We start from the raw sequence: 18,657 nt of genomic DNA on the forward strand, positions 1-18,657 counted from the left end.
GACGGCACGGACGACGGCTCAGTGCCCGATGCTACGCCGCGACAGGCCGGGGACCCACTCTCCGGGACCGGCGTCACCGAACCACCGCCCCTGACCGACGTCACAGCCGAGCTCGGCGAGGCGCTGCGCCTGGACGGCCGTCTCCACCCACTCGGCGGTGACCTCGAGGCCGAGGGCGTGCGCGAGCTCCACCAGCGCCCGGACGATCGAGGTGTCGGTCGGGTCGGCGGACGGGCAGCGCAACCCGTCGATGAAGGAGCCGTCGATCTTCAACCCGTGCACGGGGAGCCTGCGCAGCCAGGCGAGGCTCGAGTAGCCGGTGCCGAAGTCGTCCAGCGCGATCCGGACCCCCGCCGCGCGCAGCGCCCCCAGCGCGTCGAGGACCACCACCTCGTCGCCGAGCACCGCCTGCTCGGTGATCTCCAGCTGGAGCAGGTGCGGCGGCAGGCCGGTGGCGGCCAGCACCCCCGTCACCTCGTCGACCCACGCCGGTTCCGCGAGCTGCACCGGGGAGACGTTCACGCTGACGAACGGCGCGTCGTCACCCAGCTCGCGCCACCACGCCGCGGCCTGGGTGCACGCCGCCTCCAGCACCCACCGGCCGAGCGGCACGATCGCGCCGCTGTGCTCGGCGAGCTCGATGAAGCGGTTCGGTCCGACGAGCCCCTGCTCGGGGTGCTGCCAGCGCACGAGCGCCTCGGCGCCGCGCACGCGGCCGTCCGCCAGCCGCACCAGGGGCTGGTAGGCCAGCCGGAACTCGTTGCGCTCGATGCCGCCGCGCAACCCGGAGAGCAGCGCGAACCGGTCGGCCTCCGCCGCGTCGCGCTCCGGGTCGAACACGACACGCCGCCCGCCACCCAGCGCCTTCGCCCAGGCGCGGGCGACGTCGGCGGCGCGCAGCAGCTCGGCCGCGCTGGCGTGCTCGGTGGACGCCTCGGCCACCCCGATGCTCGCCGACACCACCAGCGTGTGCGTGTCGATGTGGAACGGCGTGGCCAGGGCCGCCTGCAGGCGGTCGGCCAGCCGGGCGACCTCCGGCGCGCCCGCGGGATCGGCGACGAGCACCGCGAACTCGTCCGCGCCCGTGCGGCACACCACGTGGTCCCCCGCCGCCATCTGCAACCTGCCCGCGACGCCGAGCAGCAGCCGGTCGCCGACCTGCTGGCCCAGCTCGTCGCCGATCGGGTGGAACCCGTCGAGGTCGAGAGCGCAGATCCCGACGTGGGCGGGGCCGTCACCGGCGAACGCGCGCTCCAGCCACTGGTCGGCCACCGCCTCGTTCGGGAGCCGCGTGAGCTGGTCGGAGAAGGAGGCCTCGTGCAGCCGCGACCAGAGCCGGTGCCGCTCGGACACGTCCTCCACCACGACCATCAGGTGCGACGGGCCGCCGTCCTCGCCGAGCACCCGCGAGGCGGTGACGTGCACCCACATCACCCGGGAGTCGACCCGCACGAGCCGCAGCTCCATGCGCACGACCTCGGGCTCGCCGCGGACCAGCCGCTGCAGCCGCTCGACGACGTCCACCATGTCGTCGGGGTGCACGAAGTCCGACACCGGACGGGGCTGGTCCAGCGGGCCGTCCAGACCGAACATGCCGGTCAGGGCCGGGTTGAGGTCGAGGACCCTGCCGTCGAGGGCCAGGATCGCGATGCCCACCGCCGCCTGCTCGTAGACCGCGCGGATGTGCCGTTCGGTCACCCCCGGTGCCCGGCCTCCCGCGGGCGCCGCCACCGGCCGCATCCCGTCGCGGTAGGCGCCGACCGCACCGGCCACCAGCTCGTCCAGCACCGCCGCCAGGCGCCGCTCGCCGTCGCGGCCGTCCAGGCCCAGCGCGGCGGGCGCGTCCCGCCGCAGGAGCCGCAGGCAGGGCACGATCACGTCCTCGACGCCGTCGTCGGGGCCGGCGCGGTCGCGGCACATCCCGGTGGTGACGAGCTCCGCCCCGACGCTCCGGGCGGCCAGCGGCCAGAACGGCTCCGCGTGCACGGTGGAAGCGAGCCTGCGCAGCAGGGTGGCGAAGTGCGCGGCCGCGCGCGGGTCGCCGTCGTGGGACAGCTGGGCCCAACGGACGGCGAGCGACTCGAGGCGCCCGTGGTCGACCGCCGGGAGCGGCGGGACCGCGGGCCCCACGCGGGCGACCCCGAGGGGCCCGGGCAGGCTGCGCGGAGCGACCACGCACCCACCTCCTCCTCGCCCGTCCGGCTCGATCCGCCCCTGATCGGACCAATCTTCCGTCCCTCACCCGAGTCCGCGCCACCACGACGTGTGCGCATTCACCGGACCGAGCGGCACGCTAGCCGGTCACGGCAGCGGCAGCAGCCGGGAGATCTCGGCACTACGGCTACCCGACGCCAGCAGGGCGCCCGCGCTCAGCGCGGCGTCCCACGACAGACGTCCGGTCACCAACGCGAGCCAGGTGCGGGGATCGGTCTCCACCACGTTGGGCGGTGTTCCCCGGCCGTGGCGCGGCCCGCTCACGCACTGCACCGCGCCGAACGGCGGGATCCGCACCTCGACGCTGTGCCCCGGCGCCGCGGCGGCGACGGCGGCGAGGCTGTCCTTCACCGCGGCGCGGACGACCGGCCGATCCGGCGCCGCCCCACCGTCCAGCCACTCCAGCACCGCGGCGTCGACGGCCGTGCCGCCGGGTCCTCCTCGCACGCGGCGACGGTAACCGATGCGGCACGGACCTGACCGTTCGGACAGGTGATCACCCGGACGGTTCGGGCCCACTCAGCCGAACAGGGCCGGCAGGGTGCCCTCCCACGCGCTGCGCAGCGCCGCCAGCGGCAGCTCCGGGAGCCCCTCGACGGCCAGCGCGGCCCCGCCCGTCGTGCCCAGCACCGTGGCGGGCACCCCGGCGTCCCGCGCGCGGGACAGCACCTCGTCGACCTTGTCGGCGGCCACCGTGACGAGCACCCGCCCCGCCGACTCGGAGAACAGCGCGACGAACGGGTCGAGGGGCGGCAGCACCACGGCGGCGCCGTGCCCGCCGACCAGGCAGGACTCCACGAGCGCCTGGGCGAGCCCGCCGTCGGACAGGTCGTGCGACCCGGTGAGCAGGCGGTCGGCCGCGGCCCGCGCGAGCAGCGCGGCGAGCCGGGCCTCCGCGGCCAGGTCGACGACCGGTGGGCGGCCTCCGAGGTGCCCGTGCACGACGTGCGCCCACTCGCTGCCGCCCAGCTCGTCGCGCGTGTCGCCGAGGAGCACCACCGTGTCGCCGTCGCGACGGAACCCGGACGGGACGCGCGTGGCGACGTCCTCGAGCACCCCGAGCACACCCACCACCGGGGTGGGCAGGATCGGCCGCTCGCCGGTCTGGTTGTAGAAGCTCACGTTGCCGCCGGTGACCGGGATGCCGAGCTGCGCGCACCCGTCCGCGAGCCCGCGCACGGCCTGCTGGAACTGCCACATCACGTGCGGGTCCTCGGGCGAGCCGAAGTTCAGGCAGTTCGTCACGGCGAGCGGCACGGCCCCGCTGGTGGCCACGTTGCGGACGGCCTCGGCCAGCGCGAGCTGCGCGCCCGCGTAGGGGTCGAGCGCCACGAAGCGGGCGTTGCAGTCGGTGGCGACGGCGACGCCGCGCCCGGTGCTCTCGTCGATCCGCACCACCCCGGCGTCGGCCGGCTGGGCGGAGGCGGTGTTGCCGCGCACGTAGCGGTCGTACTGGTCGGTGACCCAGGCGCGGCTGCACAGGTTCGGGCTGGCCGCCATCCGCAGGACCTCCGCGTGCAGCTCGCTCGGCGCGGCGGGCCGCGGCAGCCGGTCCGGGGTGTCGGCGACCAGCTGGTCCTGCCGGTCCGAGCGGGCGACCGGGCGCCGGTAGACCGGGCCCTCGTGCGCGACCGTGCGCGGCGGCACGTCGACGACCGTCTCACCGTGCCAGTCGATCACCAGCCGCTCGCCGTCGGTGACCTCGCCGATCACGGTGGCGAGGGTGTCCCACTTGCGGCACACCGCCATGAAGGCGTCGACGTCCTCCGGTCGCACGACCGCGCACATGCGCTCCTGCGACTCGCTGGACAGGATCTCGGCGGGCGTCATGCCGGACGCACGCAGCTGCACCGCGTCCAGGTCGACGTGCATGCCGCCGTCACCGGCGCTCGCGAGCTCCGACGTGGCGCAGGCCAGCCCGGCGCCACCGAGGTCCTGGATGCCGACGACGAGGCCGGCGTGGAACAGCTCGAGGCAGCACTCGATGAGCACCTTCTCCGTGAACGGGTCGCCCACCTGCACGGACGGGAGCTTCTTGCGCCCGGTCTCCTCGCCGAAGGTCTCGCTGGCCAGTACGGAGACGCCGCCGATCCCGTCCAGCCCGGTGCGGGCCCCGAACAGGATGATCTTGTTGCCGACGCCGGACGCGAACGCCAGGTGCAGGTCCTCGGTGCGCATCGCGCCGACGCAGAGCGCGTTGACCAGCGGGTTGCCCAGGTAGCCGGTGTCGAACACGACCTCGCCGCCGATGTTGGGCAGGCCGAGCGAGTTGCCGTAGCCCCCGACGCCCGCGACCACGCCGGGCAGCACGCGAGCGGTGTCCGGCGCGTCGGCGGGGCCGAAGCGCAGCGGGTCCGCGACCGCGACAGGCCGAGCGCCCATCGCCATGATGTCGCGGACGATCCCGCCCACGCCGGTGGCCGCGCCCTGGTAGGGCTCCACGTAGGAGGGGTGGTTGTGCGACTCGACCTTGAAGGTCACCGCCCAGCCGTCACCGATCTCGACGACGCCCGCGTTCTCACCGATGCCGGCCAGCATCCGCTCGCGCATCGCGTCGGTGGTGGTCTCGCCGAAGTACGCCAGGTGGACCTTCGAGGACTTGTACGAGCAGTGCTCGCTCCACATCACCGCGTACATCGCGAGCTCGGCGTCGGTGGGCCTGCGCCCCAGGATCTCCCGGATGCGCGCGTACTCGTCGTCCTTGAGCCCCAGCTCCCGGTAGGGCTGCGGGTGCTCGGGCGAGGCGGCGGCGTGCTGGACGGTGTCGGTGCTCGGCGCGGTGGCGGCGGACGTCACGGCTGCTCAGCCTACGTCCGACCGCCGGAGCCCTCGCCGTCGGCACCGCCGTGGACCCGGCCGCGGGGCCGAAGCGCAGCGTGTCCGCGACCGCGACGTCGCACACCGACGTCTGCGCTGACACACCGACTGCAGTCGGTGTGCGAGACCAGGATTCGGTGTGCGAGCGGCTCAGGGGCGCTCCGCCACACACCTCGACCCGTTCAGTTCCCGCGGGTCTCGCTCGGCAGCTGCACGACGCTCACGAAGAAGTGGTCGATCTGCTTGATCGCCTCGATGAAGCCCTCGAAGTCGACGGGCTTGGTGACGTAGGCGTTGGCGTGCAGCTGGTAGCTGCGCAGCACGTCCTCCTCCGCCTGCGAGGTGGTCAGCACGATCACCGGGATGTGCGCGAGGTTCGGGTCGGCCTTGACCTCCTGCAGCACCTCGCGCCCGTCGCGGCGGGGGAGGTTGAGGTCGAGCAGGATCAGGTCCGGGCGCGGCACGTCGGCGTACGGGTCGTCGCGCCGCAGGTAGGCCAGGGCGGCGTCGCCGTCGCTGACCACGTCGAGCCGGTTGTGCAGGTACTCGTCGAACGCCTCACGGGTCATGAGCACGTCACCGGGGTCGTCCTCGACCAGCAGCACGTTGATGGTCCGGATCTGGGGATCGGTCATGCGTCGGCCTCCTCGGGGAGCGCGGGCAGGGTGAAGCGGATCGTCGTGCCGGGGTCGGGACCGGAACCGGACACCAGCCCGATCCGCCCCCCGTGGAACTCGACGATCTTCTTGGCGAGCGCGAGGCCGATCCCCGTGCCCGGGTAGACCTCACGGCCGTGCAGCCGTTGGAAGATCACGAAGATCTTCTCGCCGTACTCGGGCTCGATGCCGATCCCGTTGTCGGCGACGGTGATCTCCCAGTGGTCCCCGTCGCGGCGGGCCTCGATGCGGACGACGGGCGGGACGTCCTCGCGACGGAACTTCAGCCCGTTCCCGAGCAGGTTGGCCAGCAGCGCCTGCAACAGGCCGGGATCACCGGTGACGGTCGGCAGCTCGCCGACCACGAGCTCGCCACCCGCCTCCTCGCGCGCGGACTCGAGCTGGGCGACCGCCGCGGCCGCGAGCTCGCCCAGGTCGACCTTGCGGAAGCCCTCGGTGGTGCGCCCCACGCGGGAGAACGCCAGCAGGTCGTTGATCAGCCGCTGCATCCGCTGCGCGCCGTCGACCGCGAAGGCGATGTACTGGTCCGCCCGCTCGTCGAGCTGCCCCGAGTACCGCCGCTGCAGCAGCTGGCAGAAGCTCGACACCTTCCGCAACGGTTCCTGCAGGTCGTGGCTCGCGACATAGGCGAACTGCTCGAGGTCCTGGTTGGAGCGCGCCAGCTCCTGCGCCTGCTCGTCGAGGCGCCGGTTCACCGCCTGCGCGTCGTCGAGGTCCCGCAGGATGTGGCGGCGCATCGCCTCGACGTCCTCGCCGAGCTCGCTGATCTCCCGCGGGCCCCCGACCCGCACCGGGCGCTGGACGTCGCCCGACACGACCTCGCGGACCTTCACGGCCAGCTCCGAGACCGGGCGCAGCACGCCCCTGCCCAACCCGATACCCGCCGCCACCAGGAAGGACGCCAGCACCGCCGCGATCGCGACGCCGGTGCCGACCAGGAACGCGGCGGCGTCGTGCATGCGGTCGTAGGCCTCGCCGCGCTGCACCTCCAGGTTCGCGACCAGCCCGCGCGTCGCCGCGCGCACCTCGTCGAACAGCACCCGGCCGGTTTCCGGCGTCGGGGCGTCCGCCCTGGCCTCGATCACCGGCTGGGCGTACTCCGTCCGCCACCGCTCCTCGGCGGCCCGCACGGCGTCCAGGTCGGGCGCGATCTCCTCGAGACCCCGGTCGACGGCCGCCTCCAGGGCGACGACGGCCGCGTCCTGCGCGCCGATCCCGTTCCAGTAGGGCTCGAGGAACTCGGCCCGATCCGTCAGGTCGAACCCGCGCACGCCGGTCTCCTGGTCCACCAGGGCCACGGACAGCTGCTGGGCCGACACGAGCGCCGGGCTCGCGACGTCCACCAGGCCCGCCCGCGCGTCGGCGAGCCGCCACAGGGCGGTGGCGCCGAGCGCGATCGCCGTCAGCGCGATGAGCGCGGCCAGGGAGGCGCCGACGGCGAACATCCGCGACAGCGGCCAGCGCCGGCCGCTCTCCTCGCTGCGGCGGCTGCGCAGCGCACGCCGGCGCGGCGGCCGCGTGAGGTCGACCGTCACGCGGGTTCCCCCGCGCCGGAGCCGGGATCGGCAGGCGGCGCATCGGCAGGCGCGGCGTCCGAGGAGAGCACCAGGATCGCGACGTCGTCGGAGAGCGCGCCGCCGTTGAACTCCTGCGCGCGCTCCACCAGACGGGCGGGCAGCTCGTCGAGGTCGATGTCACGCTCCTCGGCGAGCAGGGCCAGCAGGCCCTCCTCCCAGAGCGGCTCCCCCGCCACCGGGCCGTGCCCCTCGATCAGGCCGTCGGTGTAGACCATCAGCGCCCACTGCGCGTCCAGCGACACCGGCAGCGCGTCCCAGGTGGCCTCCGTCGACACACCCAGCGGCAGACCGACGGCGGGGGCGGCCGGACAGGGCTCGGGGCGCAGGGACACCGGCGGCGGGTGACCGGCGAGCCGCACGAGCGCGTCGGCGGAGCCCTCCGGGCCCGGGCGGATCGCCACCGTGCAGACGGTCGTGAACAGCGACGGGTCGTGCCGCTCGCTCACCAGCACCTGTTGCAGCTTCGGCAGCAGCTGCGGCTCGTCGACCCCGGCCAACACGAGCGCGCGCCACGACACCCGCAGCAATGCGCCCAACGCCGCCTCGTCGGGGCCGTGGCCGCAGACGTCGCCGACGATCGCGTGCACGGTGCCGGTCGGGCCGAGCACGGCGTCGAAGAAGTCACCACCGATCAGCGATCGGGTGCGCCCCGCCCGGTAGAACGAGCGGGCCCGGACCGCGCTGCCCGCCAGCAGCGGGGAGGGCAGCAAGCCGCGCTCGAGGCGCACGGACTCGGCGGCGGCGAGCTCCTCCTCCCGCAGCCGCAGCAGGCTGGTCTCGGCCCGCCGCCGCTCGACGGCGTAGCGCACCGCCCGTATCAGCACCTGCCCGTCGACCTTGCCCTTGACCAGGTAGTCCTGGGCACCGGCCGCGACGGCGGCCATTCCCAGGTGCTCGTCGTCGAGACCGGTGAGCACGCAGACCGCGGCCGTGCCGTGCGCGCGCAGGATCCGGCGCAGGCCGTCGAGGCCGTTGGTGCCGGGGAGGTTGAGGTCCAGCAGCACGCAGTCCGAGCGCCGCAGCAGATCGCCCTTCACGACCTCGGACACCGACTCCGACACGACCACCCGCAGATCGGGGTCGACCTCCGCGAGCAGCTCCTGCACGAGGAACGCATCGCCCGGGTCGTCCTCCACCAGCAGCACGCTGCGCGGTGCAGCGGGAACGGATCCGGTCATGCGGGGTGCCTCTCCTCGCGGAACCCGCGCTGGTGGCGGAACGGCGGAACGCGGAAGCCTAGATCGCGGGGCGGGTGCACCGCAGGTCGGGGCCTTCAGGCGGCGGACACCGCGCCCTGCAGCACCGACGTGAAGAGCCCGAGACCGTCGGCGGACGGCCCGGTCAGAGCGTCGATGGCGTGCTCGGGGTGCGGCATCAGGCCGACGACGCGGCCGTCGGCGGAGGCGATGCCGGCGATGCCGGACAGCGCGCCGTTCGGGTTCTCCCCCGCGTACCGGAAGACGACCCGGCCCTCGGCGTCCAGGGCGGCGAGGGTGGCGGCGTCGGCGACGAACCGGCCCTCCCCCGACTTCAACGGCACGAGCAGCTCCTGCCCCACCGTGAGCCCGCTCGTCCACGCCGTGCTCGTCGACTCCACGCGGAGGCGCTGGTCGCGGCAGACGAAGTGCAGCCCGGAGTTGCGCACCAGCGCGCCCGGCAGCAGCCCGGCCTCGCAGAGGATCTGGAACCCGTTGCAGATGCCGAGCACCGGGACGCCCCGCCCGGCCGCATCCACGACCTCGCGCATGATCGGCGCGATGCTGGCGATGGCGCCCGCACGCAGGTAGTCGCCGTAGGAGAACCCACCCGGGACGACGACCGCGTCGACGCCCTGCAGGTCGTGGTCCGCGTGCCACAGCGCCACGGGCTCCGCACCCGCGTACCGCACGGCGCGGGCCGCGTCCACGTCGTCCAGCGTGCCCGGGAAGGTGATGACGCCGATCCTCATGCCCGCGTCACCACCCAGTCCTCGATCACGGGGTTGGCCAGCAGCGTGGCGGCCACGCGCTGCAGCGTCTCGTCGTCCACCGAGTCGTCCACCTCGAGTTCGAAGTGCTTGCCCTGCCGCACGTCCCCGACCCCGGCGACGCCGAGGCGCGCGAGCGCACCCGCGACCGCCTGCCCCTGCGGGTCGAGGATCTCCGGCTTGGGCATCACGTCCACCACGACCTTCGCCACGCAACAAGCCTACGGTCACCGCCCCGGCCCCCTCCGCCGACCGCCCGTGACCCTCCTCCCACCCACCCACGACCAGGCGCCCCCGACCCCGCGAGTCCCCCGAACCAACACCGCGAGCCCCCCGTTCGGACAGGGCGAGTCCCCCGAACCGACAGCGCGAGTCTCCCGTTCGGACAGGGCGAGTCTCCCGTTCGGGCCGGGCGGGTCCATGTGCGGCCCGGCGCCGCGTCGCCCGTGGTGGCAGGGTGAGCGGCTGTGCAGATCACCCACTTCGGCCACTCGTGCGTGCTGCTGGACACGGGCTCCGCCCGACTGCTCCTCGACCCCGGTTCGTTCTCGGCCGGGTTCGAGTCGGTGCGCGGGCTGGATGCGGTGCTCGTCACCCACCAGCACCCCGACCACCTCGACACCGACCGGCTCGGTCCGCTGCTGGACGCCAACCCCGACGCCCGGCTCATCGTCGACGGGGGCACGGCAGCGCAGCTCGACCACGTCCCGCACGAGGTCGCCGCACCGGGGAGCGCCGTGGAGATCGCCGGCGCCCGCGTCGACGTGCTGGGCGGGGAACACGCCGTGATCCACCCCGACATCCCGGTGATCGCGAACAATGCCTACCTGGTGGACGGCACCCACCTGCACCCCGGCGACGCCTTCACCCCGCCGGACGGGCCGGTCGAGGTGCTGTTCCTGCCCACCGGCGCGCCGTGGCTCAAGGTCTCCGAGGCGGTCGAGTACCTCCGCGCCGTCGCTCCGCGGACCGCGATTCCGATCCACGAGGCCGTCCTCGCCCGCCCCGCGATGCACTACGGGATGTTCGAGAAGCTCGGCCCCGAGGAGACGGCACTCCGCGTGCTCGATCGCGAGACGGCCACGGAGGCCTGAGCCGCGCAGCCCGAACGCGAGACTCTCCCCGTCCGAACGGGAGACTCGCGCTGTCGGTTCGGGGGACTCGCCCTGTCCGGACGGGAGACTCGCGCTGGTGGCCACCGGGCTCAGGCGGCGCGGGCGGGGGTCGCGAGGTGGTAGGTGGCCGGGGTGGCGCCGAGGGAGAGCGCCGCGTCCACCGCCGCCAGCACGGCGACCCGGCGGGGTGCGCGCTTCAGGTCCTTGGCGCGCACGTTGATCCGCACGAGGCCGCCGCGCCGGACGGTGCGGGCCACCTCCGCGGCCAGCACCCGGCAGCGCCAGGCCTCCGCCGCCCGCCGGTCGTCGGCCACCGGGCGGCGCTCACCGGACACCCGGAAGCCGAGCACGCGCGCCCGCAGCAGCACGTCCTCCCGCAGGAGTCGCACGCCGTGCTCGTCGGCGAGCGTCCCGAACCCCTGCTCGCGCAGGGCCGTGACGGTGCCGGGGGACGCGAGCCACCGCGGCGGCACGAACAGGTCGGTGCGCAGCCCCACCGCGGTCAGGGCCCGGCGGGCGGCCGTGAGCCGCAGGCCGGCCTCGTGCGGGGGCAGTGCGGCGAACTCCGCGCGCCTGCCCACCCGCGCCAGCGAGGAGGACCCCATCGGGTCGGGCGTGTGGTCGAAGCCGTGCAGGACCAGCGCGTCGCCCACCGCCCGCCGCTCGTGCAGGAAACGCACCAGCGGCGCCCCGTCCGGAACGCCGGCCGGGCGGAACAGCTGCGAGAGCGGGACGCCGCGCGCGTCCAGCTCACCGGCGAAGTCGGCGGCGCGGGCGAGCGCCTCCGGGGCGTCGTGGGACAGCCCCGAGAGGGAGACGACCAGGTGCGAGACGGCCACGCCGCAATGGACTCATGCCGGCGTGAACGGCGGTTGACCAGGTTGTGAGGGGCGGATGGTGACTGGTGTCCATTTGCCTCCGCTCCGCTCCGGCTGCTCGCGAGCCCTCGAGACGCTGCCCTGCTCCTCCGGTGCTCGGTCGCTCGTTCCTCGCTCCCTGCGCGCCTCCCCCGCAGGACAGCGTCGGCCCGCTCGCCGCCCATCACAGGTCGCGGCCGGTGATCCTCTCGTACGCCTCGACGTAGCGGGCCCGGGTGGCCGCCACGACGTCGGCGGGCACCTCCGGGCCGGGAGGGGTGCGGTCCCAGTCCAGGGTCTGCGACCACTCGCGCACGAACTGCTTGTCGAACGCGTACTGGGGCCGCCCCGGCTCCCAGGAGTCGGCGGGCCAGAACCGCGACGAGTCCGGGGTGAGCACCTCGTCGGCGAGCACGATGGCGCCGCCCTCGTCGACGCCGAACTCCAGCTTGGTGTCGGCGACGATGATCCCGCTGGTCGCCGCCGTCTCGGCGCCGCGCGTGTAGACGGCCAGCGTGAGCTCCCGCAGCCGCGCGGCGGTCTCCGCGCCGACGGCGGCGACGACGTCGTCGAACGTCATGAACTCGTCGTGCTCGCCGACGGCCGCCTTCGTGGTGGGGGTGAAGATCGGCTCGGGCAGCTTCGACCCTTCGACGAGCCCGCCCGGGAGTGGCACCCCGGACACGGTGCCCTGCTTGCGGTACTCCTCCAGCCCCAGCCCGGCGAGGTACCCGCGCGCGATGCACTCCACGGGCAGCATCTCGAGGCGCCGGCACCGGACGGCGCGGCCGGCGAACTCGGCAGGCACGTCGGTGCCGGAGACCACGTGGTGCGGGACGATGTCGGCGAGCCGGTCGAACCACCACAGCGACAGCTGGGTGAGCACGCGCCCCTTGTCCGGGATGGGTGTGGGCAGCACGACGTCGTAGATCGACAGGCGGTCCGACGCGACCAGGACCAGGTCGTCCCCGTCGAGGTAGACGTCGCGGACCTTGCCCGAGTGCAGCAGCTTCACAGGATCGCTCCGGGGGTGTAGGTGGCGGCGTCCGGGTGGGCCTCGACGACCTCCCGCACCCGGTCGGCGACGGCGGCCACCTGCGCGGTGGCGGCGCCGGTGAACCGCAACGGGTCGGCGAGCAGCCCGTCGAGGGCGCCGGCGGGCAGCCCGAGCCGCTCGTCGCCCGCGAGCCGCGCGACGAGGTCGTTGTCGGCCTGGCCCTTCTCGCGCATGGCGAGCGCGACGCCCACGGCGTGCTCCTTGATCACCTCGTGCGCGGTCTCCCGCCCGACGCCGGCGCGCACGGCGGCCATCAGCACGGCCGTGGTGGCGAGGAAGGGCAGGTAGCGGTCCAGCTCGCGGGCGACGACGGCCGGGTAGGCGCCGAACTCGTCGAGCACGGTCAGCGCGGTCTCGAACAGGCCGTCGAGGGCGAAGAACGCGTCGGGCAGCACCACGCGGCGCACCACCGAGTCGGAGACGTCGCCCTCGTTCCACTGCGACCCCGCGAGCTCGGAGGCCATGCCGGCGTAGCCGCGCAGCAGCACGAGCATCCCGTTGATCCGTTCGGCGGAGCGGGAGTTCATCTTGTGCGGCATCGCCGAGGACCCGACCTGGCCGGGCTGGAACCCCTCGGTGGCCAGCTCGGCGCCCGCCATGAGGCGGATGGTGGTGGCCAGCGACGACGGGGCGGCGGCCAGCTGGACGAGCGCGCTCACGACGTCGAAGTCGAGCGAGCGCGGGTAGACCTGCCCGACGCTGGTCAGCACGCCGGCGAAGCCGAGGTGCCCGGCCACCCGCTGCTCCAGGTCGGCGAGCTTGGCCGCGTCACCGTCGAGGAGGTCGAGCATGTCCTGGGCCGTGCCCACCGGGCCCTTGATCCCGCGCAGCGGGTAGCGCGCCCGCAGGTCCTCCAGCCGCGCGTACGCCACGAGCAGCTCGTCGGCGGCGGAGGCGAACCGCTTGCCGAGCGTGGTGGCCTGCGCCGCGACGTTGTGCGAGCGCCCGGCCATCACCAGCTCGGCGTGCTCGCCCGCGCGCCGGGCCAGCCGTGCGAGGACGGCGACGGTGCGGTCGCGGACGTGCTCCAGCGACAGCCGCACCTGCAGCTGCTCGACGTTCTCCGTGAGGTCCCGGCTGGTGAGGCCCTTGTGCACGTGCTCGTGCCCGGCGAGCGCGTTGAACTCCTCGATGCGCGCCTTGACGTCGTGGCGGGTCACCCGCTCCCGCGCGGCGATGGAGTCGAGGTCGACCTGCTCGATGACGCGCTCGTAGTCCTCGACCACGCCGTCCGGGACGTCGACGCCGAGCGCGCGCTGCGCCCCGAGCACGGCGATCCAGAGCCGCCGCTCCAGCACGATCTTGTTCTCCGGCGACCAGATCCGGACCAGCTCCGGGCTCGCGTAGCGGGCAGCCAGCACGTTGGGAATCACGTTCGGGCAGCTTACGGCTCCGCGCCCGTGGGGCGGCGCCCGCCGTCGGGTCGGAGCGTGCGCAGGAGCACCTCGCGGCCGGCGGCGCGCGGGTCGGGGTCGGCCTCGATCAGCGCGCTGACCACCGCGCCGTCGACGAGCGAGACGAGGTCGCGCACCGCGACCGGGTCACGGGGGCGGCCGGCCCGGGAGAGGATCTCGGCGATGAGGCCGTCGAACTCGTCGCGCAGCCGTCGCATCAGCGGCGCGAGGTAGGGCCGCCGCCCGGCGCCGACCAGCCGCTCGTAGCGCAGCAGGGCCGCGTCGAGACCGCCGGCGCGCGACTCCGGCCCGATCAGCTGGTCGAGCACCAGCTCCACCAGCTCGTCGGTGCTGAGCACGCCATCGGGCAGCGCGTCGAGCTGCGCGCGGATCTCGGCGAGCTCGTCGCGGCCCGTCCGCTCGACGGCCGCCGTGACCAGCTCCTCCAGCGAGGAGAAGTAGTACGTGGTGGACGCCAGCGGCAGCCCGGCGCGCTCCGCGACGGCCCGGTGCCGGACGGCGTCGAACCCGCCGGAGCGCAGCAGCGCGGCCGCGGCGGTGACGAGCTCCTGCCGCCGCCGCTCCCCCTTGCTGGTGCCACCCACGCCCCCATCCTCCCTCCCCCCGCTCGGGGGTCAGAGGCGCGGCGACAGGTGGGTCGCCAGGTCCTCCAGGCGGTCCTCGAACGGGGCCTGCGTACCCGGGCCGTCGCCCCTGCTGCTGACGACCACGGTGCCGCCCGATGCGGTCGGGGCCACGACGGCGCCCTCGACGGGTTCGGGCTGCGCGCCGGGGGGCAGGTACTGCACGGTCAGCAGGCCGTCGGCCGCTCCGTCGCGGACCTCGACGTTGACGCCGCGCTCGCCGCCGGGCCGGCACTCCATCGTGGTGGCCGCCTCCGGGGCCCCGACCACCTCCGGGAGGAACTCCTCCACGATCGCCCGCAGCTCCGGGTCGTGCCGGTCGGCGCACTCGGTGCGGCCCGGGCCGAGGGGGACGGGGCCGGCGACGGCCTCCGGGCCCCGCGCCGCCTCCGGGGCGTCCCCGGCCGCAGGCGGCGGCGCCTCCCGGGCCGCGCGCGGTGCGCCGGCCTCGGGCTCCGGAGCGAGCATGGGCGCGGCGACGGTCGTGTCGGCGCCGCCACCGGACGGCCCGGGCAGCAGGACGGCGCCCCCGATGCCGAGCACCGCGACCAGCGCGAGGCCGGCCCCGGTGACCGCGGTCCGCCTGCGGACGGTGGCCCGCCGCGAGGCCCGCACGACGCCCTCGTGGTCGAAACCGGGCGGGGGCGCGGTGGATTCGGCGGCGGCGGCGCGGAACAGCGCCCCCAACCGCTCGTCGTCGACGTCGGTCATCTCCCCACCTCCCTATCCGGCCGGCCGCAGGTCGTCGAGCGCGTCGCCGAGGACGGCGCGCAGCGCCGCGAGCCCGTGCGAGGTCTGGCTCTTGACGGTGCCCTCCGAGCACCCGAGCGCCGCGGCCGTGCCCGCGACGTCGAGCCCGTCGAGGAAGCGCAGCACGAGCACGGCGCGCTGCCGCGCGGGCACCGCGCGCAGCCCGTCGACGAGCACGTGCCGCGTGGCCACCGCCTCCGATGCCGACGCCACCCCGCCGGTGTCCGGGAGCTCCGCCGTGGCGCGCTCCCGGCGCCACGGCCGCCGCGACTCGTCGACGACCGCTCGCACCAGCGTCCGGCGCACCCAGGCGTCCAGCGCCGCCCGGTCGCGGATCCGGCGCCAGTGCCGGTGCAGGGCCACGAAGGCCGCCTGTGCGTGGTCGTCGGCGCGGTGCCAGTCGCCGCACATCAGGTACGCCGTGCGGCGCACGGCGTCGCGGCGCGCGCGGAAGTACTCGGCGAACTCCCGCTCGCTGGCGTCGTCCACGCGGCCGCTCCCTCCTCTCCTGCGGGTCCGTCGACGAGGGGACGTGCGAACCACCGGATCCGGTTGCACGGCGCGCCGACGTTACCCCGGATGGCCCAACGTTGTGACCGTTCCGTGACCCTCCCTCCACCGGAGCGTCTCCTCCTGGTTGAATCGGGGCCTGTGCGATCCACACGAGTTCGGCGGACGTCGGCGCACGACGGCCCCATCGACCTCCGCTCGGACACCGTCACCCGCCCGACGAAGCAGATGCGAGCGGCCATGGCCGCGGCCGAGGTGGGCGACGACGTCCTCGACGGCGATCCGACGATGCGCGAACTGGAGGCCCGGGTGGCCGGGCTCCTGGGCGCGGCCGACGCCCTGTGGACGCCCAGCGGCTCGATGGCCAACCTCATCGCGCTGATGCACCACCTCGACCGCGGTGACGCGTTCCTCGCCCCGGCCGGCGCCCACGTCCTCGACAACGAGCTGGGCACCGCGGCCTGGCTGGCCGGTGGCATGCCCCGGCCGCTGGAGCACGACGCGGGCCCCGGCAAGGTCTCGCCCTCCGCGGTCCGGCGGGCCGCCGCCGGGGGTGGGCCGTACTTCACGCTGCGCACCACGCTGCTCTGCCTGGAGAACACGCACAACGCCGCGGGCGGCACGGTCACCGCCCCGGACGAGCACGCCGGCGTCGCGGCGGCGGCCCGGGCCGCGAAGCTGAAGGTCCACCTCGACGGGGCCCGGCTCTGGCACGCGGCGGTCGCGCTCGGCGTGCCGCCCGGAGCGCTCACCGTCGGTGCCGACACCGTGCAGGTCTGCCTCAGCAAGGGCCTCGGCGCCCCGGTCGGCTCGCTCGTCGCCGGTTCCGCCGAGTTCGTCGTCGAGGCGCGGCGGCTGCGGAAGATGCTCGGCGGCGGGGTGCGCCAGGGCGGCGTGCTCGCGGCCGCGGGGCTGGTGGCCCTGGACCGGGTCGACCGCCTCGCCGAGGACCACGACCGCGCCCGCAAGCTCGCCGCCGGGCTGCGCGAGCGCGGCTGGCAGGTCGCCTCGCCCCAGACCAACATCGTGCTCGTGGCGGTCGCCGACCTCGCGGGCACGGTGGCGAGGTTCGAGGCGGCGGGGGTGCGGGCCTCGACGATGTCGGGGCAGGTCCGGCTGATGACCCACGCCGACCTCACCGACGCCGACATCACCACCGCGCTCGACCGCATCGGTCCCGTCGAGCTGTCGAGGCCGGGCACGGGGACCTCCCGGGCGCGCCCCCTCCGCGGGAGCCGCGACCGCTCCGCCGTCCGCCCGGCGGGGGCCTGACCGGCACCGGCGTCAGGACCGGCGGCGCTCCAACGCCTCCAGCCGGGCGTTGGCCCGCCGGAGCTCCGCGAGCACGGCGGCGAGCTGCGCCTCGGTGCGGCCCACGTCGGCCGACACCTCGTCGAGCTCCCGTTCCACCGCGGCCCCGCTGCGGCGCAGGTTCTCCACGAACCAGGACGCGATCGACGCCGTCACCACGCCGAGCAGCGCGATGCCCGCGACCATCAGCGACGCCGCCACCAGCCTTCCCTCGAGGGTGACCGGGTAGCGGTCGCCGTACCCGACCGTGGAGATGGTCGTGATCGTCCACCACACCGCGTCGCCGAACGTCGTGATCGTCGCGTCCGGCGCGTCCCGCTCGGCGTCGAGCACGGCGAGGGCCGCGACGAACCCGATGAGCGCGACGCTGCCGACCACGTAGACGACCACACGCCCGCGCGCGTCGTCGCGCAGCTGCCGGTTCAGCACGGTCACCGCGGTGACCACCCGCAGGGCGCGCAGCTGCCGGAACATCGGCAGCACGAGGATCGCGAGGTCCAGCAGGTGCGTGCCGACGAAGCGCCCGCGGCGGCGCGCCAGCGCGATCCGCACGAGGTAGTCCACCCCGAACAGCGCCCAGGTTCCGGTCAGCACACCCTCCAGCAGCATCCGCCCGACCGGCCCGAGCGACGTGTCGAGCACCTGCCACGCGTAGGCGACCAGGAACACCACCGCGAGCCCGGTGAGCCACCAGTCCACGCGGCGGTCCCATGCGGCGATCCGGGGTTCGTCGACGAGGGCGGGTGACAGCATGTACGGAGCGTATTCGGCACCCGGGACGCCCCAGCGCAGCTTCCGACGGATCGGGGCACGGGGCGCCTACGACGGCGGGTCCGACTGCGAGCCGGGTGCCGGCGGGTCGCCGTCGATCGACGCCGCGGCCTCGGCGAGCGCGGCCAGCAGGGCGGTGGTGGCCGGTGGGTCGGGTGGCTCGCCGTAGGTCGCCGCGTAGATGTGCTGGCGCGATCCGGGCAGCTCGCTCGCGACGATGCCCTCGACGTGGTGGGCGCGAAGGGCCAGACCGGGGCTGGTCGTCACGCCCAGCCCGGCGACGACCAGCGCCTGCATGACGACCATGTCCTCGGAGACGTAGCCGATCCTGGGTTCGAACCCGTGGTCGGCGCACAGCGACAGCAGGTGGCCGCGGCATCGCTCGCAGCCGGCGATCCAGGTGGCGTCGCGCAGCGCGGGCAGCGTCTGCCCGGGACTGGTGGACAGCAGGTACAGCGGGTCGTCCAGCAGGTGGTGCAGGCGCACACCGGGCGGTTCGGGTTCGGTGTCGTCGTAGCGGAAGACGATCGCGACGTCGATCTCGCCGGTGCGCAGCAGTTCCAACGCCTCCGGTGGCTGCGTGCCGGTCAGGCCGATCTGCAGCCCGGGGTGCGTGGCGGTCAGCGCCGCCACCGCCCGCGGGACGAGCGAGCCGATCACGGACGAGAAGCTGGCCACTCGCACCCGCCCGGTGCTCAGCCCCACGTGTGCGGACAGTTCGGCGGCGGCGGCGTCGATCCGCCCGAGGATCTCGGCGCCCGGGACGCCAGCAGCTGCCCGGCGGGGGTGAGCCGGATCCCGCGCCCGGCCCGTTGCAGCAGCTGCGCGCCGGTCTCGGCCTCCAGCCGGGCGAGGTGGTGGCTGACCGTCGGCTGCGTGTAGTGCAGCTCCTTCGCCGCGGCGGTGACCGAGCCGAGCCGCGCGAGCGCGTCGATGACCCGCAGCCTGGTGACGTCCAGCATTCATCGACCTCGTCTATGACAATGCAAGAACGTTG

At 74.8% G+C, this 18,657-nt stretch carries 19 protein-coding genes; 2 read left to right on the top strand and 17 right to left on the bottom strand.

What is annotated here, in order from left to right; genetic code table 11:
• Positions 1 to 18 precede the first annotated feature (18 nt).
• The 8 genes from FB558_RS32690 to purS form a co-directional block, all read right to left on the bottom strand.
• A complete protein-coding gene (locus FB558_RS32690; protein WP_142060193.1) occupies positions 19 to 2,175 on the bottom strand; it encodes a putative bifunctional diguanylate cyclase/phosphodiesterase in 2,157 nt (718 codons plus the stop codon).
• Between the two features lie 126 nt (positions 2,176 to 2,301).
• On the bottom strand, positions 2,302 to 2,661 hold the full coding sequence (locus FB558_RS32695) for a sterol carrier family protein (protein WP_142060195.1): 360 nt from the start codon (positions 2,659 to 2,661) through the stop codon (positions 2,302 to 2,304).
• Between the two features lie 72 nt (positions 2,662 to 2,733).
• A complete protein-coding gene (purL, locus tag FB558_RS32700) occupies positions 2,734 to 5,010 on the bottom strand; it encodes a phosphoribosylformylglycinamidine synthase subunit PurL (RefSeq protein WP_142060197.1) in 2,277 nt (758 codons plus the stop codon).
• A gap of 203 nt (positions 5,011 to 5,213) precedes the next feature.
• Positions 5,214 to 5,666 carry a response regulator gene (locus tag FB558_RS32705; protein WP_142060199.1) on the bottom strand — a complete coding sequence of 151 codons (453 nt, stop codon included), beginning with the start codon at positions 5,664 to 5,666 and terminating at the stop codon, positions 5,214 to 5,216.
• Complete coding sequence (locus tag FB558_RS32710) at positions 5,663 to 7,243, bottom strand: sensor histidine kinase (protein ID WP_246106921.1); 1,581 nt, start codon at positions 7,241 to 7,243, stop codon at positions 5,663 to 5,665. The genes FB558_RS32705 and FB558_RS32710 overlap by 4 nt, the downstream gene beginning before the upstream one ends.
• Positions 7,240 to 8,463, bottom strand: coding sequence for a PP2C family protein-serine/threonine phosphatase (locus FB558_RS32715; protein WP_142060201.1), 1,224 nt, complete (start codon positions 8,461 to 8,463; stop codon positions 7,240 to 7,242). Before FB558_RS32715 ends, FB558_RS32710 begins: the two co-directional genes overlap by 4 nt.
• 95 nt (positions 8,464 to 8,558) lie before the next feature.
• Entirely contained in the window at positions 8,559 to 9,233 is a 675-nt protein-coding gene (gene purQ / locus FB558_RS32720; RefSeq protein ID WP_142060203.1) for a phosphoribosylformylglycinamidine synthase subunit PurQ, read from the bottom strand.
• Positions 9,230 to 9,463: a phosphoribosylformylglycinamidine synthase subunit PurS gene (purS, locus tag FB558_RS32725; RefSeq protein ID WP_142060205.1), complete on the bottom strand. Its 234-nt coding sequence runs from the start codon at positions 9,461 to 9,463 to the stop codon at positions 9,230 to 9,232. Before purS ends, purQ begins: the two co-directional genes overlap by 4 nt.
• A 255-nt stretch (positions 9,464 to 9,718) precedes the next feature.
• Here purS and FB558_RS32730 point away from each other — a divergent pair, with 255 nt between their 5' ends.
• The gene (locus FB558_RS32730) at positions 9,719 to 10,345 is read left to right on the top strand and encodes an MBL fold metallo-hydrolase (RefSeq protein WP_142060207.1); all 627 of its coding nucleotides are present in this window, start codon (positions 9,719 to 9,721) and stop codon (positions 10,343 to 10,345) included.
• 110 nt (positions 10,346 to 10,455) lie between these two features.
• Here the strand turns inward: FB558_RS32730 and FB558_RS32735 are convergent, their stop codons facing one another.
• From FB558_RS32735 to FB558_RS32760, 6 genes are all read right to left on the bottom strand, one after another.
• On the bottom strand, positions 10,456 to 11,205 hold the full coding sequence (locus FB558_RS32735) for a DUF2334 domain-containing protein (protein WP_211367011.1): 750 nt from the start codon (positions 11,203 to 11,205) through the stop codon (positions 10,456 to 10,458).
• Between the two features lie 202 nt (positions 11,206 to 11,407).
• Positions 11,408 to 12,238: a phosphoribosylaminoimidazolesuccinocarboxamide synthase gene (locus FB558_RS32740; protein WP_142060209.1), complete on the bottom strand. Its 831-nt coding sequence runs from the start codon at positions 12,236 to 12,238 to the stop codon at positions 11,408 to 11,410.
• Positions 12,235 to 13,653: an adenylosuccinate lyase gene (gene purB / locus FB558_RS32745; RefSeq protein WP_142060211.1), complete on the bottom strand. Its 1,419-nt coding sequence runs from the start codon at positions 13,651 to 13,653 to the stop codon at positions 12,235 to 12,237. Before purB ends, FB558_RS32740 begins: the two co-directional genes overlap by 4 nt.
• Before the next feature lie 11 nt (positions 13,654 to 13,664).
• Positions 13,665 to 14,279: a TetR/AcrR family transcriptional regulator gene (locus FB558_RS32750; RefSeq protein ID WP_142060213.1), complete on the bottom strand. Its 615-nt coding sequence runs from the start codon at positions 14,277 to 14,279 to the stop codon at positions 13,665 to 13,667.
• A 30-nt stretch (positions 14,280 to 14,309) separates the two neighbouring features.
• Positions 14,310 to 15,029, bottom strand: coding sequence for a hypothetical protein (locus FB558_RS32755; RefSeq protein ID WP_142060215.1), 720 nt, complete (start codon positions 15,027 to 15,029; stop codon positions 14,310 to 14,312).
• A 12-nt stretch (positions 15,030 to 15,041) separates the two neighbouring features.
• Positions 15,042 to 15,557, bottom strand: coding sequence for a SigE family RNA polymerase sigma factor (locus tag FB558_RS32760; RefSeq protein ID WP_142060217.1), 516 nt, complete (start codon positions 15,555 to 15,557; stop codon positions 15,042 to 15,044).
• 261 nt (positions 15,558 to 15,818) lie between these two features.
• On the opposite strand from FB558_RS32760, the gene FB558_RS32765 reads away from it, so the two are divergent.
• Positions 15,819 to 16,850 carry a threonine aldolase family protein gene (locus FB558_RS32765; RefSeq protein ID WP_246106922.1) on the top strand — a complete coding sequence of 344 codons (1,032 nt, stop codon included), beginning with the start codon at positions 15,819 to 15,821 and terminating at the stop codon, positions 16,848 to 16,850.
• A 12-nt stretch (positions 16,851 to 16,862) separates the two neighbouring features.
• Here FB558_RS32765 and FB558_RS45340 read toward each other — a convergent pair whose 3' ends face one another.
• From FB558_RS45340 to FB558_RS45580, 3 genes are all read right to left on the bottom strand, one after another.
• Positions 16,863 to 17,642 carry a potassium channel family protein gene (locus tag FB558_RS45340; RefSeq protein WP_142060221.1) on the bottom strand — a complete coding sequence of 260 codons (780 nt, stop codon included), beginning with the start codon at positions 17,640 to 17,642 and terminating at the stop codon, positions 16,863 to 16,865.
• Between the two features lie 66 nt (positions 17,643 to 17,708).
• Positions 17,709 to 18,320, bottom strand: coding sequence for a LysR substrate-binding domain-containing protein (locus FB558_RS32775; protein WP_342787599.1), 612 nt, complete (start codon positions 18,318 to 18,320; stop codon positions 17,709 to 17,711).
• Between the two features lie 35 nt (positions 18,321 to 18,355).
• Positions 18,356 to 18,622 (bottom strand): LysR family transcriptional regulator, encoded by a 267-nt coding sequence (locus tag FB558_RS45580; protein ID WP_342787600.1) that lies wholly within the window; start codon positions 18,620 to 18,622, stop codon positions 18,356 to 18,358.
• Between the last annotated feature and the right edge of the window lie 35 nt (positions 18,623 to 18,657).

It is taken from the genome of Pseudonocardia kunmingensis (assembly GCF_006716445.1).
GTDB classification, from domain to species: Bacteria; Actinomycetota; Actinomycetes; order Mycobacteriales; family Pseudonocardiaceae; genus Pseudonocardia; species Pseudonocardia kunmingensis.